Source organism: Methanobrevibacter sp. (assembly GCF_045646205.1).
In the GTDB taxonomy this organism is placed as follows: domain Archaea; phylum Methanobacteriota; class Methanobacteria; order Methanobacteriales; family Methanobacteriaceae; genus Methanocatella.
Genome location: NZ_JAZRKF010000023.1, coordinates 105,580 through 120,144, shown reverse-complemented (window position 1 = coordinate 120,144; position 14,565 = coordinate 105,580). Strand labels below are relative to the sequence as shown.

The window sequence follows — 14,565 nt, the reverse complement described above, 5'->3', positions numbered from 1 at the left end:
TTTAATCTTTTTTTAGCATTTAAATTTTCATAGATTATCTGATTTGAGCAATATTTTATAGTAATTCTTAAATACTTTCAACTTTAAATTATTTATTATAATATCATTTATTAAAAAAGTATTACTAATTTAATATATTTTTATAATTTTGTAATACTAATGTGAATATTACTTTAATATATAATAATATAATTTAACGAGGAAAATAAAATGGATAAAAAGATTATTATTGGTGCAATTGTTGCTGTTATAGCAATAGTTGGTATAGCAGCATTCGCTTTGGGCGGGGGAAGCACAGAACATGCTCCTAATGAATTAGTAGCTTGTGTTGCTGCTCACGGTGAAGAGCCAGAATTTGGTTTTGACCCAATGCACGGTTGGGGATACCACGATTCTGGAATAGAACCGCTCATACAAAGTACAATCTTAAAAAGAGATAAAGACAATAATTTCGTAAATGACTTAGCAACAAATTATACCATTTCTGATGATTATAAAAATTATACCGTAGAAATACGTGATGATGTAAAATTCACAGATGGTTCTCAATTAACTGCTAAAGATGTAGCATTCTCATATAATAAAGCTAAAGAATTAGGGGAAGGTGCGGATTTAACTTCTATGCTTGAAGCTAAAGCTGATGGTAATAAAGTAGTATTCACTTTAAACAAATCAGATTCAACATTTATTAACAAATTGACTGATGTCGGTATCGTTCCGGAAGCTAATTATAATAATGAAACATACGGTCAAAACCCAATAGGTTCCGGACCTTATAAATTAGCTCAATGGGATAAAGGACAACAATTTATTTTAGAAAAGAACCCTGATTACTATGGTCCTGAACCATACTTTGAAAAAATAACTAACTTATTCTTAGACCCTGATGCAGCATTTGCAGCTGTTAAAAATGGTGATGTAGACATTGCTGAAGTACAGCTCGCATATGCAAATGAAACAGTTAAAGGTTACCACTTAGAGTACTTTGATTCAATAGATGTACGTGGTATATCTTTACCAACCCAAAATGATACTGGAAAAATGAGTGAAGATAATGTCACTATTGGTAATAATGTAACTGGTGATCCAGCAATAAGAGAAGCATTAAACATTGGTATTAACAGACAACAATTATTGGATGGTGCATTCAATGGATATGGTAACGTATCATTCAATGGTGTAGCAAATCAATTGCCTTGGGCATTCACTTCTACATTTAATGATAGTAATGTTGACCAAGCAAAAGCAGTTCTTGCTGAAGCAGGATGGAATGATACTGATGGCGATGGAATCGTAGAGAAAAACGGTACCAAAGCAGAATTTTCAGTATATTATAATTCAAAAGCAACAGAAAGACAAGCTATTGCAGTAGCTGTTGCAGAACAAGCTAAACAAATTGGTATCCAAATTACTCCTGTTGGTGGAAGTTGGGATGATATTGACCCTAACAAATACTCTCAAGGTGTAGTATGGGGATTCGGTTCAGCAGATCCATTTGAAATTGAACATCAATATGATTCAAGAGTAGCTTGTGTTGGTTATGACAATCCTGAAGCGCTCAACGACTCTTCAGTAGATTCATCTATTGACTCAGCTATGGCTCAAGATGTAAACAGCTCATATGCTACCTGGAGCCAAGCAGCTCAACAAGCTAACTCACATTACCCATTCTTATGGATTGGAACTGTTGATTACACATACTTTGTCAGTGATTCCTTAGACATTTCTAATGGTACACATCTCATTTATCCTCACGGTGGAGATATCTGGGGTAACATCTACGATTGGAAACGTATTAACACAACATCAACTGATAAAAAATAATTTGAATGATTTATTCTTATAAATCATTTATTTTTTTCTTTTTTTTAAGTAAATTTATACGAGATGGTTAAAATTAACAGTAAAAAATTAGTTAAATTTTTAGGATTTAAAGCCATTAGATTACTAATTTTATTAATTGTTATTGCAGCAATCAGTTTTATAATGATACAACTATCTCCAATTGATCCGGTTAAAGCTTATCTTGGACAAAGAATTATTAGTCAAGAACAATTGGCTATTATAGGCGAATATTGGGGAACGAACTTATCTCTGGGTGAAAGAGTAGTGGGATGGCTTCAAACTTTAGCATCCGGAAGTATGGGTTTTTCATTAATCTATAGGATACCGGTAACTGAAGTTATTGTCCAAAAATTCACAGCATCATTAACTCTTATGGTTGTTTCCTGGGTAATTTCTGCTGTTGTAGGTTTTGGTTTAGGTGTCATTGCCGGTGCAAAAGAAGGAACCTTAATAGATAAGGCAATTAAAACTTATTGTTACATATTGCAATCCACCCCTACATTTTGGGTAGGATTAGTACTTTTAATGGTTTTCTCAGTATATTTAGGATGGTTCCCTATAGGACTTTCAGTTCCAATTGGACAATTATCCGACACTGTCACATTTTGGCAGTGGTTATATAGGTTGATATTGCCTGCAATAACCTTAAGTATTGTGGGAATTGCTTCTTTAACAATGTATACGAGAGATAAACTTATCAATGTTAAAAAAAGTGATTATTTCTTGTTTGCACAAGCTAGAGGAGAAAGTTTCTGGGGAATAATAAAAAATCACGGAATAAGGAACATATTGCTTCCAGCAATCACAATTCAGTTTTTATCATTCAATGAGTTATTCGGTGGAACAATCCTTGTAGAACAGGTATTTGCATATCCCGGTATCGGTCAGGCAACAGTAGCTGCAGGTTTAAGGTCAGATGTTCCATTATTGTTGGGCATTGTTATTATCTCAGCCATATTTGTGTTTGCAGGAAATTTCATAGCAGATATAATTTATGAATATGTTGATCCGAGAATTAGGAGTGAGGATGATGAGTGATTTGCCATGGTATAATAGAGGATTGTTTAGTTCTCTTAATTTAAGACAAAAAACGCTTTTAACAATAGCACTCACAGGTTTACTTTTATTAATCATTTTCATTAGTGGAACGATGATTGATGCTAATTTACCTACGGATTTTGCTATAAAGATGAAACCTCCGTCCTTTGAACATATTTTCGGTACTGATTGGATGGGAAGGGACATGTTCATCAGAACATTGAAAGGTTTAAGCTTAAGTATCATGATTGGATTGGCCGCTTCAATAATTTCCAGTATTATTGCTACAATTTTGGCTTTTCTTGCAAGTTTTAACAAATTCTGTGATGAGTTTGTATCTTGGTTAATTGATTTATTTGCTTCAATACCTCACATTTTATTAATTATGATGATATCTATTGGATTAGGTAAAGGAGCATTTGGTGTAATGATGGCTGTAGCATTTTCACATTGGGTTAACTTAACAAGAGTTTTAAGAGCTGAAGTACTGCAAATTAATACATCAGAATATGTGAATTTATCTAGAAGATTTGGTAAAAGTAAATTTTGGATTGCAAAGGAACATATTTTGCCTTTGGTATTGTCCCAGATTTTTGTAGGAACATTACTTGTATTTCCGCATGCGATTATGCACGAATCAAGCGTAACCTTTTTAGGATTTGGTTTATCACCGCACGAACCGGCAATTGGTATAATCTTATCTGAATCTATGACTTATCTTGCTATGGGTGCATGGTGGTTAGCGTTCTTCCCAGGTTTAGCATTATTGATAGTTGTATTGTTGTTTGATATTATCGGAGAAAATCTAAAGCGATTATTTGACCCTTCGGAGGCTAATAACTAGATTTGGTGATATTATGGGAAATTTATTGGAAGTAAATAATTTATCAATATCTTTTACTCAGTACGTTCAAGGATTAAATAGGCACGATTCGAAGGTAATATCTGATTTGACAATTGATATTAATGAAAGTGAGATTGTTGCAGTATTGGGTTCCAGTGGTTCAGGAAAAAGCCTTTTGGCTCATTCAATTTTAGGTATTTTGCCTTACAATGCTAATGTAACAGGTGAACTTAAATATAAGGGTGCCGTTTTGGACCAAGGGTTAAAGGAAAGATTGAGGGGTAAAGAAATCTGTTTAATACCTCAGTCTGTAAACTACCTTGATCCTTTAATGAAAGTATCTGAACAGGCCATTGGTGAATGTAAGGATGAAACTGAACATAAAGAGAAAAAGTTAAGGCAAAGAGAAATCTTTTCCAAATATGGGCTTGATGAAAGTGTGGATGATTTGTATCCTTTTGAATTGTCTGGAGGAATGGCTAGAAAAGTATTGTTGTCCACTGCTTTAATCGGAGATCCTGATTTGTTAATTGCTGATGAACCGACACCGGGGCTTGATGCTAAAAGTGTTGAAGAAACAATACAAGACATTAGAAACTTAAAAGAACATGGAAAAGGTGTTTTATTAATTACTCATGAAATCGATGTTGCCCTAAAAACTGCAGATAGGATTGCAATTTTTTATTCAGGTTATGTTATTGAAATCAATGATGTAGAGAACTTTAAAGATGCGGATAACGTGTTGCATCCATATACTAAAGCTTTAATTAATGCATTGCCAAGAAACGGTTTCAAATTAACTGAAGGTGTCCAGCCATTAGGTGAGGTTACAGGATGTCCATATTACGAAAACTGTCCTATATGCTTAGACAAATGTGAAAATAACATTCCAGAACTAGAGGAACATGATGGTGTGATGATTAGGTGTTTCAATTTCAAGGGGGCTAATGATGGAGCTTAAAGCGGAAAATATTTCTTTTTCATATAATAAGAAAAGACAAATATTAAAGGATGTTTCATTGTCTGTCAACAGTAATCAAATCATCGGTTTAATCGGGGATAGTGGTAGTGGAAAATCCACATTATGTAAGATTATGGCAGGATACATTTCTCATTATTCCGGAAATGTTACTTTGGAGGGTAAGGAAATTCCAGATAAGGATTATTATCCTGTACAATTAATTTTTCAGCATCCAGAAAAGACAATGAATCCTAAATGGAAGATGGAAAAAGTATTGAATGAAGCATGGACTCCAACTCAGGAATTAAAGGACACTTTTGGTCTTAAAGACTCATGGTTAACACGTTGGCCGAGCGAACTTTCCGGAGGGGAATTGCAACGTTTCAGTATTTTAAGAGCCCTTAATCCAAAAACAAAATTCATCATTGCTGATGAGATAAGTACCATGCTTGATGCTGTAACACAGGTACAAATATGGGAAGCACTCATAAATCATGCTAAAGCCAACAATATTGGTATATTGGCCGTTAGTCATGACCCAGAATTGCTTGAAGTCATCTGCGATGATATTTTGTATTTCAATGAGATTAATAATCTTTAAAAATACTTTTTCTTTTTTTATTTTTTTATTAATTTAACATTAATGGTTAGGTTTTTGGTGGAATTAGATAAAATAAAAGAGTATATTAATGATTAAACACCATTAATATCTTTTAAATATATTTTTTCGTCACATATGGTTTCAACTAAAGGCATATCGTGACTTACAAGTAAAAATCCCATATTTCTTTTTTTAACTATTTTTAAAACTGAATCAAGGATTTGCACTTGAGTTATTGCATCAAGCATTGTTGTCATTTCGTCTGCAATTAGAAACTTGGTTTCAGGATTTAGTGACCGTACTACAGAAAATCTTTGTAGTTCTCCGCCGGATAATTCCTGTGGAAATCTTGTTAACCAGGATTTTTGAATACCAAATTCAGAAAGTATGTCATCAGGCACATCCCAGGATTCCTCTAAAACCTGTTTCATTTTCCATTTTTGATTCATTACTTTTTCAGGGTGTTGGTAAATTAGCTGAACAGGTTTAAATCCTTTTTTGGGAAGAGGATTACCATCGAATATCACATCTCCTTCGTATTTAGTAACATAACCGGATAAAATTTTACATAATGTTGATTTTCCACTACCGCTGTCACCAATCAATCCAATAATTTTTTTGTTGTCTAATTCAAGATTGACGTCTTTTAATAAGTAGTTTTTAGCAGACGGATATTTAAATGAAATGTTTTTAGCTTCAAGTTTCATATTATGCACCTTCTTCATATTTAAAGCATCTGACTTTTTTATCTCCAAGATCAAGTAATTCAGGTTTTTCGTTTTTGCATCTGTCGAATTTCATTTCGCATCTGTCATAGAAAGGACAGCCTTCCTGAATTTCCCCATGCAATGGTTGGTGTCCTTTGGTTAATTCAAATCCATTGGCAGGCAATGCTTTGTATAGTAATTTTGTGTATGGGTGAAGTAAGTTTTCCCCATCTCCGGAAAAGTCTTCTGTTTTAGCAATTTCGATTACATATCCTGAATAGAATATTCCTATTCTATCTGCAACTTCTAAAGCTGCATGGATATCGTGTGTGATAAGAAGCACTCCAATTCCATCTTCTTTCATGTGTTTAAAATGATTTAATGTTTCTTCTACAGTTTTTTCATCAAGTCCTGGTGTCGGTTCATCTGCTACAACGAGTTTGGGATCTGATAGCAATGCAGTTGAAACAAGCACTCTTCTTGCCATTCCTCCGGATAATTGGAATGGGTACATATCATCTACTTCAGGACCTAAATTATAATGTTCAAAGATTTCTCTTTGCTTCACTTTCTTTTCAGCTTTTTCATCATCACTTCCGGTATGTCCAATAGCTTGATCTGAAATTTTCATTAATGGATCTAAAAAGTTAACGGATTGAGGCACTAAAACTATGTCTTTACCTCTTATTTCTTCCTTGTCTTCTTGTGATAATTCTTTTCCTTTAAATTTAATTTTTCCATTTAAATCTGCATTATCGGGAAGTATTCCAAATATTGCGTGTGCAAGTAAACTTTTTCCAGAACCGCTTGACCCTAAAACGGCTAATATCTCTCCTTCGGATATGTCTAATGTTAAATCAGTAATTACTTTTAGATTTCTTTGATTTAATCCTTTAGTATATTGGATGAATGATATTGAAACATTTTCAACATCTAATAATTTTTCCATTTAATCACCTTTTGATAATAAATGATAACTTTTAAATACTATTTTATACTTTATCAATATTAAAGTTATTCAAAATTAATAAAAAAGTATTACTAATAACATAATTTTTAACTATAAAGTAATACTTTTTAATTGGGTGTTACAATGAATGTTGAAATTAAGAAATTATCCAATGATTCAAAACAAATTCAGGAGGTTCAGGAATTTTTATTTAAAATGATAAAAATTGAATTTGGTTATGATTATGTTCCTGAATGGCATCAAGATATTGTACATATGGATGAATTTTATATTAACCCAGAAAAAAATAATTTTTTTGTAGCATATGCTGAAGAAACTGGTGAAATAATAGCAACAATTGGAATAAGGGCTTATGATAAAGATTTTCCAGAGTTTAGACATTTATACTCTAAAGATACAACTTCAAGCATATGGAGATTATTTGTAGATAGAAGATGTAGGCGTTGCGGTTTGGCTTCTAAAATGTTTTGCATCGCCGAAAGATTTGCAAATGAGGTCGGTTTTAGAGATATTTATTTGCATACTCATAAAAATTTAGATGGGGCTATTGAATTCTGGTCCAAAATGGGTTTTGTCGTTGCTTTGGATTCTGATGATGAACTTCAAACGGTTCATATGGATAAACAGATTCATGAATTGGAAATCAATCCTCAAGCAACTGATTTTAAATATGCTGTAAAATTATAATTTTTTTATGTATTTTTGAGTGTGTGGACATGCAAAGATGCATTTTCCGCATACTGTATCTGCTTTTCCTAAATTTTCCTTAGAAACTATAAGAGCATATTTTTCACATTTTTTATCATCATAAAAGTCATTTCTTTTAAGTTTATAATTCCATTCTTTTCCGCTTATCGCTCCACCCAAGCAGGCATCCCTACATTCCATACATTTGCCGCATTTTGATTTAAGTATTGGTTTTCCAATGTTAAGTGGTGCGTTTGTTAATACGGAGGATAATCTTAAAGCAGATCCATATTGTGATGTGGTGAATAATGCAGATTTTCCAATCCAACCTAAACCTGCACGTGTTGCAATGGTCTTGTGGGGCAATTCAAATGAATTAAATTCACCGAAATCAGTTCCTAATCTTTTTTTTGTTTGGGCATAAGCATAATATCCTTCATTAATAAGAAACTCTTCACATTTCATTCCAAGTGCATCCAATCGTGTATTTAAACTTATTAATTCCTCAAGATATTCTGGTGTTGGTGCGTTTTGCATGTTTTTGATGATTTCTTTTGGATATGTGATATAAAAAACAACTCCAGTATTCAATCCTTTTTTTGGTGTAAAATTGGTGATGTCTGCAAAGCCTACTTCACTTGCACCATTATCAATTAGAAATTTTTTTAGTTTTAAAGATAAATCCATGGGCAAATATTTAAAAGTGTTATTATTTAAATTTAAGTTTTGTATTACTTTTCATTGTACATAATATGTTTAGTTTGTATATTTTTATGTTCTTAATATTAGTTATTTATAATAATTTATTAATTCTAAAATTTTTAAATTGTTTGTTTTGGATATTGATTATTAAAAAATGTTTATTCGTCAAATTTTCTTTAATAGTAATAAATATATTTTTATATTGTTTTATTACATACTAATAATCATATTAAAATAATAAAAAAAAGTATTACTAATTGAAGAATTTTCTAATAAAAAGTAATACTTTTAGTTTTAATATATTTTTTCAAATTTAATATGGAGAATATTTTATGGACAAAAAAATATTGATTGGTGGAGTTGTGGTTCTCGTGGTTATTATTGCAGCTGCATTTTTCTTTATGGGTGGTTCAACTGACTCTGATCCTACTCATTTAACTGTTGCAGCACACAGTAATATTAAAGAACCGAAATCCGGTTTTGACCCACTTACTGGTTGGGGATGTGGACACCAGAACTATAATCCATTAGTACAAAGCTGTTTATTTAAAACAGATTCAAATGGAACTATTGTTCCAGATTTAGCTACTGATTATTCAATCAGTCAAGATGGAAAAACATGGACTGTAAACTTAAGAAATGACGTTAAATTCTCAGACAATTCAACATTCGATGCAAAAGATGTTGCATTCACATTTAACAAAGCAAAAGAAACTGAATCAGACTTGGATTTAACCAATCTTGAAAAAGCAACTGCTAAAAACGATACTTGTGTTGAATTCCAATTAGTAGAACCAAGATCAACATTTCTTTATGATTTAAGATACCTTGGTATTGTACCTGAAGAATATGATAATTCTACCTATGGTCAAAATCCTATTGGTACTGGACCATATGTATTAGACCACTGGGATAAAGGTCAACAAGCAATATTCAAAATAAATGATAATTATTATGGTGATAAACCATACTTTACTCAAGTTACCTTATTATTCCCTGATGAAGCTACTTGGTTAGAACTCGCTAAATCCGGTCAAGTTGATGTTGTACCTGTTGCAACTTCCGCATTAAATCAAAGTGTAAATGGTTACCAATTCTATGAAGTGTCTGCAGGAAGAGCACAAGGAATATCTTTCCCATACCTTGAAGATACTGGTGCTGTCAGTCCGGCAGGTTCCAAAATAGGTAACAATGTAACTGCTGATAAATCTATTAGGGAAGCTTTAAACGTTGGTATTGACCGTCAAAAAATGTGTGATGAAATATTCTCAGGTCACGCTAAACCTGAATTCACAAGTGTAGATACAAGAGACTATGCAAACCCTGATGCTAAAGTCCAGGATGCTAATGTCACTCAGGCAAAACAAATCTTGAAAGAAGGCGGATGGGAAGATACTGATGGTGATGGAATTCTAGAGAAAAATGGTACAAAAGCATCATTTGATTTATACTACCCACCAGATTATCTTGACAGACAATCTCTCGCAACAGTATTTGCGGAACAAGCTAAAGAATTAGGTATTGAAGTAAAACTCGTAGGTGCTGACTGGGATACCATTTATGCAAATATGTACAGTTCTGCTGCAGTAATGCAACAAACCTCTCCAGACCCATACAAATCAATTTATCAACAATATCACAGTAAAGAAGCAGATGATTTCTATATGAATCCTAACTTATACAACAATTCCGCTTCTGATAAATTGATGGAAGATGCAATGCATTCAACTGATTTAAACAGTTCCAATACTTTATGGGCACAATCCGCTCTTGTTAACGGCGGAGGATGGGGTCCTGCTGGTGATGCTCCATTTGCATGGCTTGTAAACTATGACTACAACTATTTCATTAAAAATGGTATTGATATTGGACACCAGCCTACTGGTTTAGGAAATGATGTTTTGATTAATATCTGTGAATGGACTAGAACCAATTCCACAGCTTAATCATTTCCTTTTTTATTTTTTTTTTAAAATTTTTTAAGGGGGTTTATTTCATTGAATAAACAAAAAATAGCAAAATATTTTGGTTATAAATTAGTTCGTTTTATAATATTGATGATTGCTGTTGCAATTTTTAGTTTTGTATTATTGGATTTATCCCCTATTGATCCAGTTAATGCTTATTTAAAAGGTGCTACTGTATCAGAAGCCCAACGTCAAATTTTAGAACAGTATTTTGGTACTAACGTTCCATTACCGACAAAAATATATCATTGGCTTTTAGATTTAATTCAAGGTAATCTTGGGACTTCATTGATATATCGTGCCCCTGTCATGGATGTAATTATAGATAAGTTTTCTGCTTCTGTAGTTTTGATGGCTATATCTTGGGTATTAAGCGGAATTCTTGGTTTTGTATTTGGGGTAGTTGCTGGTAAAAATAAAGGGTCATGGATTGATAAGGCTATAAAAGTATATTGCTATGCAATTCAATCTGCTCCATCTTTTTGGGTTGGAATGCTTGTTTTAATGGTATTTTCAGTCTATTTGGGTTGGTTCCCAATAGGATTCGGAGTTCCGATAGGTGTAAAAAGTACGGATGCGACATTTATGGAGTGGGCATCAAGGCTGGTTCTTCCTACATTGACCTTGAGTTTAGTCGGTTTGGCACCAATTGCAATGTATACACGTAATGAATTAGTTCAAGTTTTATCTTCTGATTATGTATTATTTGCAAAATCTAGAGGAGAAAAAGGCTGGGATTTAGTTAAAAATCATGGAATAAGAAATATATTATTACCTGCAATCACATTACAATTCTTATCATTCAGTGAATTGTTTGGTGGTGCAGTTATGGTGGAACAGGTATTTTCATATCCGGGTATTGGTCAAACGGCAGTAGCTGCAGGTCTTCAAAATGATGTGCCATTGTTTTTAGGTATTGTTGTTATTAGTGCAATATTCGTATTTGTTGGAAACCTCCTTGCAGATATTTCATATTATTTCATAGATCCAAGAATTAAGGAGAACGAGTTCAATGATTAAGAAAAAAACTGATGATAAAAGGCAATGGTTTTTATATTCTGCAAATCTCAGGACAAAGACCTTTGTAATTATTGGTATTTCTGCATTGGTTATCATAAGCATTTTTGTTTCCGGTTATTTTATAAGGGATATCCCAACCAGTTTTGTAAATGCTAATCAGATGCCATCTTTAGAACATCTTTTCGGAACCGATTGGATGGGAAGAGACATGTTTCAGCGAACCATTGCGGGTCTTGGATTAAGTCTGATGGTAGGTTTTATTGCATCTGCTGTTAGTACATGCATTTCTATCATTTTGGGACTATTCTCAAGTTTCAATAAAGTTGCAGACGAATGTGTTGCCGGAATCATTGATTTGTTCGGTTCCATTCCCCATATTCTTTTAATCATTATTGTTTCAATAATGTTCGGTGGGGGCGTATATGGTGTTATTATGGGTGTAGGTCTAACGCACTGGACACCACTTGCAAGAGTTCTTAGGTCTGAAGTAAAAGAAATTAAAACTAAAGAATATATTTCTTTGGCTGAAAATCTGGGTAGAAGTAGAGTTTGGATTGCTCTTAAACACATTTTCCCATTAATCATATCTCAAATTATTGTTGGTATAATTTTGATGTTTCCGCATGCGATTATGCACGAAGCAGCAATTACTTTCTTAGGATTTGGTTTACCTCCTCATGAACCGGCAATTGGGGTAATTTTGGCTGAATCAATGAATTACTTATCATCAGGATATTGGTGGTTAGCATTCTATCCTGGTATGTCTCTGTTGATAGTAGTTTTATTGTTTGATTTAATTGGAGAAAATGTTGAAAAATTACTCAATCCTGAAACTGCACAGGAATAAAAATTAATCTAAGAGAAATTCTTATTTCTCTTTAAATCTTTTTTTTTAAAATTATGGGATACTATGAATATTGAAATTAGAGAAGTTAATAATAATGAAAATGAGATTCGTATTGTTCAGGACTTTTTGTATGACCAAATCATGAAAGAGTATGGTATTGGTCCAACTCCTAAGTTTCATTATGATATTGAATCAATGGACGAGTATTATATATTGCCTGAGCGAAATACATTTTTTGCAGCTTTTGATGGTGATAAAATTGTTGCAAGTGTTGGTCTGAGAGCTTATGATTTGGGCTATGATTTTTTTAAAGGTGTTTATACAAAAGATGATACTGCAAGCATTTGGAGGTTAATGGTCGATGAAAATTATAGAAGACATGGTCTTGCCCGAAATCTTGTAGCTAAAATTGAGGATTTTGCATATAGTAAATCTTATGATAAAATATACTTGCATACACATAGATACCTTGAAGCAGGTTTGCCATTTTGGAAATCTTTAGGTTATGAAATAACTATTGAAGAAGATGACTATGATGAAACAACCCATATGATAAAAAATTTAAAAAAGTATTAATTTTTTTAGAATTAACCGTAACCGTAGGTTATCACATATCCATTTTTATCGACAATTCTGAAGTAGCCATCATCATAATGAATTTTCTGTGACCCGTCAGGCATATTTTCGCGATATGTTTCGTGTTCTCGAGGATTCCAACCATCGCTTGTTATTTCACTTTCATGAAGCGGAGTATAACCTTTGTAATTTGGGTCATTTTTTGGTCTGTTTGCTTCAATTGGATCCACCTGCTGTGATTCGTTTGAAATTGATACAACTGTGGTGTTTTGTGATGTTGTAGTATTATTCACAACATTTATCTGTTGTGCATTATTATTTAAAACAAAAACTTCTACAACAACTCCAATAGCCAATATTATTGCGATAATTGATAATATTATTATGATGGTTTTGTTTTCCATATTAACATGTTATACACAATGATAGATATATTTTTTTATATTGAACTTTATAGTATTAATGATGAAACGAACAGCTTTAAAGATTGGATATATCGGAACTAATTTTCACGGTTTTCAAAGACAGCCCAATGTCCGGACTGTTGAGGAAGAATTAATCTATCATTTACGTAAATTGGACTATATTGATGATTTAAAGAAATCCCGATTCAGAATTGCAGGCAGAACTGATGCTGGAGTTCACAGTTTGGGCAATGTAATCAGCTTCCAGTCCGAAAAGGAAGTTAGAGTCAATGAAATTAATAACAGTTTGCCGGATGATATCCAAATACTTGCTAAAGCTCCTGTTCGTTACGCATTCAAACCAAGATATGCTCAAATGAGACAATATCGTTATTTCTTATTCCAGGATTTGGACATTGATAAGTTAAATGAAGTCGCAGAAATTTTTAAGGGAACCCATAATTTTACTAATTTTACAAAAAGGTTTCAAAAGACAACTACAAGAACAATTGATGACATTAAGATTACAAAAGTGGAATTGGACGATTATCACAAAAGGGATTTTCCTAATTTACATGACACCATCGCTCCTATTTTTGTAGATATTTATGGAGAATCATTCTTATGGAATATGGTAAGAAAAATGATGCGTGTCTTTGTAGATGTTGCACAGGATAGGATGTCTTTGGATGATGTTCGTGATTTATTGAATCCTCCAGAAAACTCTCCAAGAGCAAGCATTAAAGTGATGGAAGCAGAATATTTAATTTTAATGGATATTCAATATGATGGCATTAAATTCACATATGATGACTATGCATGTAAGCGCTTTAAAAGGGATCTGATCACTTCACTTGATAATTTGCAAAAAAAGTATGCTATACGTGAATCAATGATAAAAAGTTTGGATGATTTGCTTTAAAAAAATAATTCAAAGTGATGGTATCAAGGTTTAATTGGCGTAATATTGTTTTGCTGATTGAATTCCTTTATATATTTCAGTGAATCTGCTAAATAATCATCATCTATCAATGTACTTGCATACAGTACTGAAACTGTGTATTTTTTTCCGTCAATTTCAACCAATTCTATACCACCCATATCACTAATTTGGCGATTTGAAAAGAAGAATATGTTATCTTCACCACTAGGCCAAAATCCGTATAATGAGTTGTTTTCAAAGTTGTGCGCACTTTCGTTATATTCCTCTATTATAAACCTTGGATTATCATATGCTTTTGGCATAAAGTAATGTCCATCAGATTTTTTTCCTGAAAAATCATGAGGTATTTCTAAATCATTTATATTTGTGGCATAGGCCACACTTAAACAAAATAATAGTATCGTTAATGTTAATGCTATTTTTTTAATCATTTCAATCACTAAAAAAATTTTA

General features: G+C 32.6%; 16 protein-coding genes. 11 read left to right on the top strand and 5 right to left on the bottom strand.

Annotated features, from left to right (window positions below; genetic code table 11):
* The first annotated feature begins 210 nt into the window (after positions 1-210).
* The 5 genes from ACKI44_RS05170 to ACKI44_RS05150 all read left to right on the top strand — a co-directional run bounded on the left by ACKI44_RS05170 (position 211) and on the right by ACKI44_RS05150 (position 5,289).
* Positions 211-1,824: an ABC transporter substrate-binding protein gene (locus tag ACKI44_RS05170; RefSeq protein ID WP_407422208.1), complete on the top strand. Its 1,614-nt coding sequence runs from the start codon at positions 211-213 to the stop codon at positions 1,822-1,824.
* A gap of 63 nt (positions 1,825-1,887) precedes the next feature.
* Positions 1,888-2,883: an ABC transporter permease gene (locus ACKI44_RS05165; RefSeq protein WP_407422206.1), complete on the top strand. Its 996-nt coding sequence runs from the start codon at positions 1,888-1,890 to the stop codon at positions 2,881-2,883.
* On the top strand, positions 2,873-3,727 hold the full coding sequence (locus ACKI44_RS05160; RefSeq protein WP_407422204.1) for an ABC transporter permease: 855 nt from the start codon (positions 2,873-2,875) through the stop codon (positions 3,725-3,727). The genes ACKI44_RS05165 and ACKI44_RS05160 overlap by 11 nt, the downstream gene beginning before the upstream one ends.
* Before the next feature lie 13 nt (positions 3,728-3,740).
* Positions 3,741-4,688 carry an ATP-binding cassette domain-containing protein gene (locus ACKI44_RS05155; protein ID WP_407422202.1) on the top strand — a complete coding sequence of 316 codons (948 nt, stop codon included), beginning with the start codon at positions 3,741-3,743 and terminating at the stop codon, positions 4,686-4,688.
* Positions 4,678-5,289, top strand: coding sequence for an ABC transporter ATP-binding protein (locus ACKI44_RS05150; protein ID WP_407422200.1), 612 nt, complete (start codon positions 4,678-4,680; stop codon positions 5,287-5,289). Before ACKI44_RS05155 ends, ACKI44_RS05150 begins: the two co-directional genes overlap by 11 nt.
* A gap of 92 nt (positions 5,290-5,381) precedes the next feature.
* Here the strand turns inward: ACKI44_RS05150 and ACKI44_RS05145 are convergent, their stop codons facing one another.
* Both ACKI44_RS05145 and ACKI44_RS05140 read right to left on the bottom strand, forming a co-directional pair.
* Positions 5,382-5,996: an ABC transporter ATP-binding protein gene (locus ACKI44_RS05145; protein WP_407422198.1), complete on the bottom strand. Its 615-nt coding sequence runs from the start codon at positions 5,994-5,996 to the stop codon at positions 5,382-5,384.
* 1 nt (position 5,997) lies between these two features.
* Positions 5,998-6,945, bottom strand: coding sequence for an ABC transporter ATP-binding protein (locus ACKI44_RS05140; protein WP_407422196.1), 948 nt, complete (start codon positions 6,943-6,945; stop codon positions 5,998-6,000).
* 144 nt (positions 6,946-7,089) lie between these two features.
* Between ACKI44_RS05140 and ACKI44_RS05135 the strand changes: the two genes are divergently transcribed.
* Positions 7,090-7,653, top strand: a complete 564-nt coding sequence (locus ACKI44_RS05135) for a GNAT family N-acetyltransferase (protein ID WP_407422194.1) — start codon at positions 7,090-7,092, stop codon at positions 7,651-7,653.
* Here ACKI44_RS05135 and ACKI44_RS05130 read toward each other — a convergent pair.
* Positions 7,648-8,340: a 4Fe-4S double cluster binding domain-containing protein gene (locus ACKI44_RS05130; RefSeq protein ID WP_407422192.1), complete on the bottom strand. Its 693-nt coding sequence runs from the start codon at positions 8,338-8,340 to the stop codon at positions 7,648-7,650. The genes ACKI44_RS05135 and ACKI44_RS05130 overlap by 6 nt on opposite strands.
* 347 nt (positions 8,341-8,687) lie before the next feature.
* Between ACKI44_RS05130 and ACKI44_RS05125 the strand changes: the two genes are divergently transcribed.
* The 4 genes from ACKI44_RS05125 (at position 8,688) to ACKI44_RS05110 (ending at position 12,765) form a co-directional block, all read left to right on the top strand.
* Positions 8,688-10,301 (top strand): ABC transporter substrate-binding protein, encoded by a 1,614-nt coding sequence (locus ACKI44_RS05125; RefSeq protein ID WP_407422190.1) that lies wholly within the window; start codon positions 8,688-8,690, stop codon positions 10,299-10,301.
* Between the two features lie 111 nt (positions 10,302-10,412).
* Complete coding sequence (locus tag ACKI44_RS05120; protein WP_407422266.1) at positions 10,413-11,342, top strand: ABC transporter permease; 930 nt, start codon at positions 10,413-10,415, stop codon at positions 11,340-11,342.
* Positions 11,335-12,189 carry an ABC transporter permease gene (locus tag ACKI44_RS05115; RefSeq protein ID WP_407422188.1) on the top strand — a complete coding sequence of 285 codons (855 nt, stop codon included), beginning with the start codon at positions 11,335-11,337 and terminating at the stop codon, positions 12,187-12,189. The genes ACKI44_RS05120 and ACKI44_RS05115 overlap by 8 nt, the downstream gene beginning before the upstream one ends.
* Positions 12,190-12,252: 63 nt before the next feature.
* Entirely contained in the window at positions 12,253-12,765 is a 513-nt protein-coding gene (locus tag ACKI44_RS05110) for a GNAT family N-acetyltransferase (protein WP_407422186.1), read from the top strand.
* Between the two features lie 11 nt (positions 12,766-12,776).
* On the opposite strand, the gene ACKI44_RS05105 is transcribed toward ACKI44_RS05110, so the two are convergent.
* Positions 12,777-13,169: a hypothetical protein gene (locus ACKI44_RS05105; protein WP_407422184.1), complete on the bottom strand. Its 393-nt coding sequence runs from the start codon at positions 13,167-13,169 to the stop codon at positions 12,777-12,779.
* Positions 13,170-13,230: 61 nt separating this feature from the next.
* On the opposite strand from ACKI44_RS05105, the gene truA reads away from it, so the two are divergent.
* Complete coding sequence (truA, locus tag ACKI44_RS05100; protein WP_407422182.1) at positions 13,231-14,091, top strand: tRNA pseudouridine(38-40) synthase TruA; 861 nt, start codon at positions 13,231-13,233, stop codon at positions 14,089-14,091.
* A 23-nt stretch (positions 14,092-14,114) separates the two neighbouring features.
* On the opposite strand, the gene ACKI44_RS05095 is transcribed toward truA, so the two are convergent.
* The gene (locus tag ACKI44_RS05095; protein ID WP_407422180.1) at positions 14,115-14,492 is read right to left on the bottom strand and encodes a hypothetical protein; all 378 of its coding nucleotides are present in this window, start codon (positions 14,490-14,492) and stop codon (positions 14,115-14,117) included.
* Between the last annotated feature and the right edge of the window lie 73 nt (positions 14,493-14,565).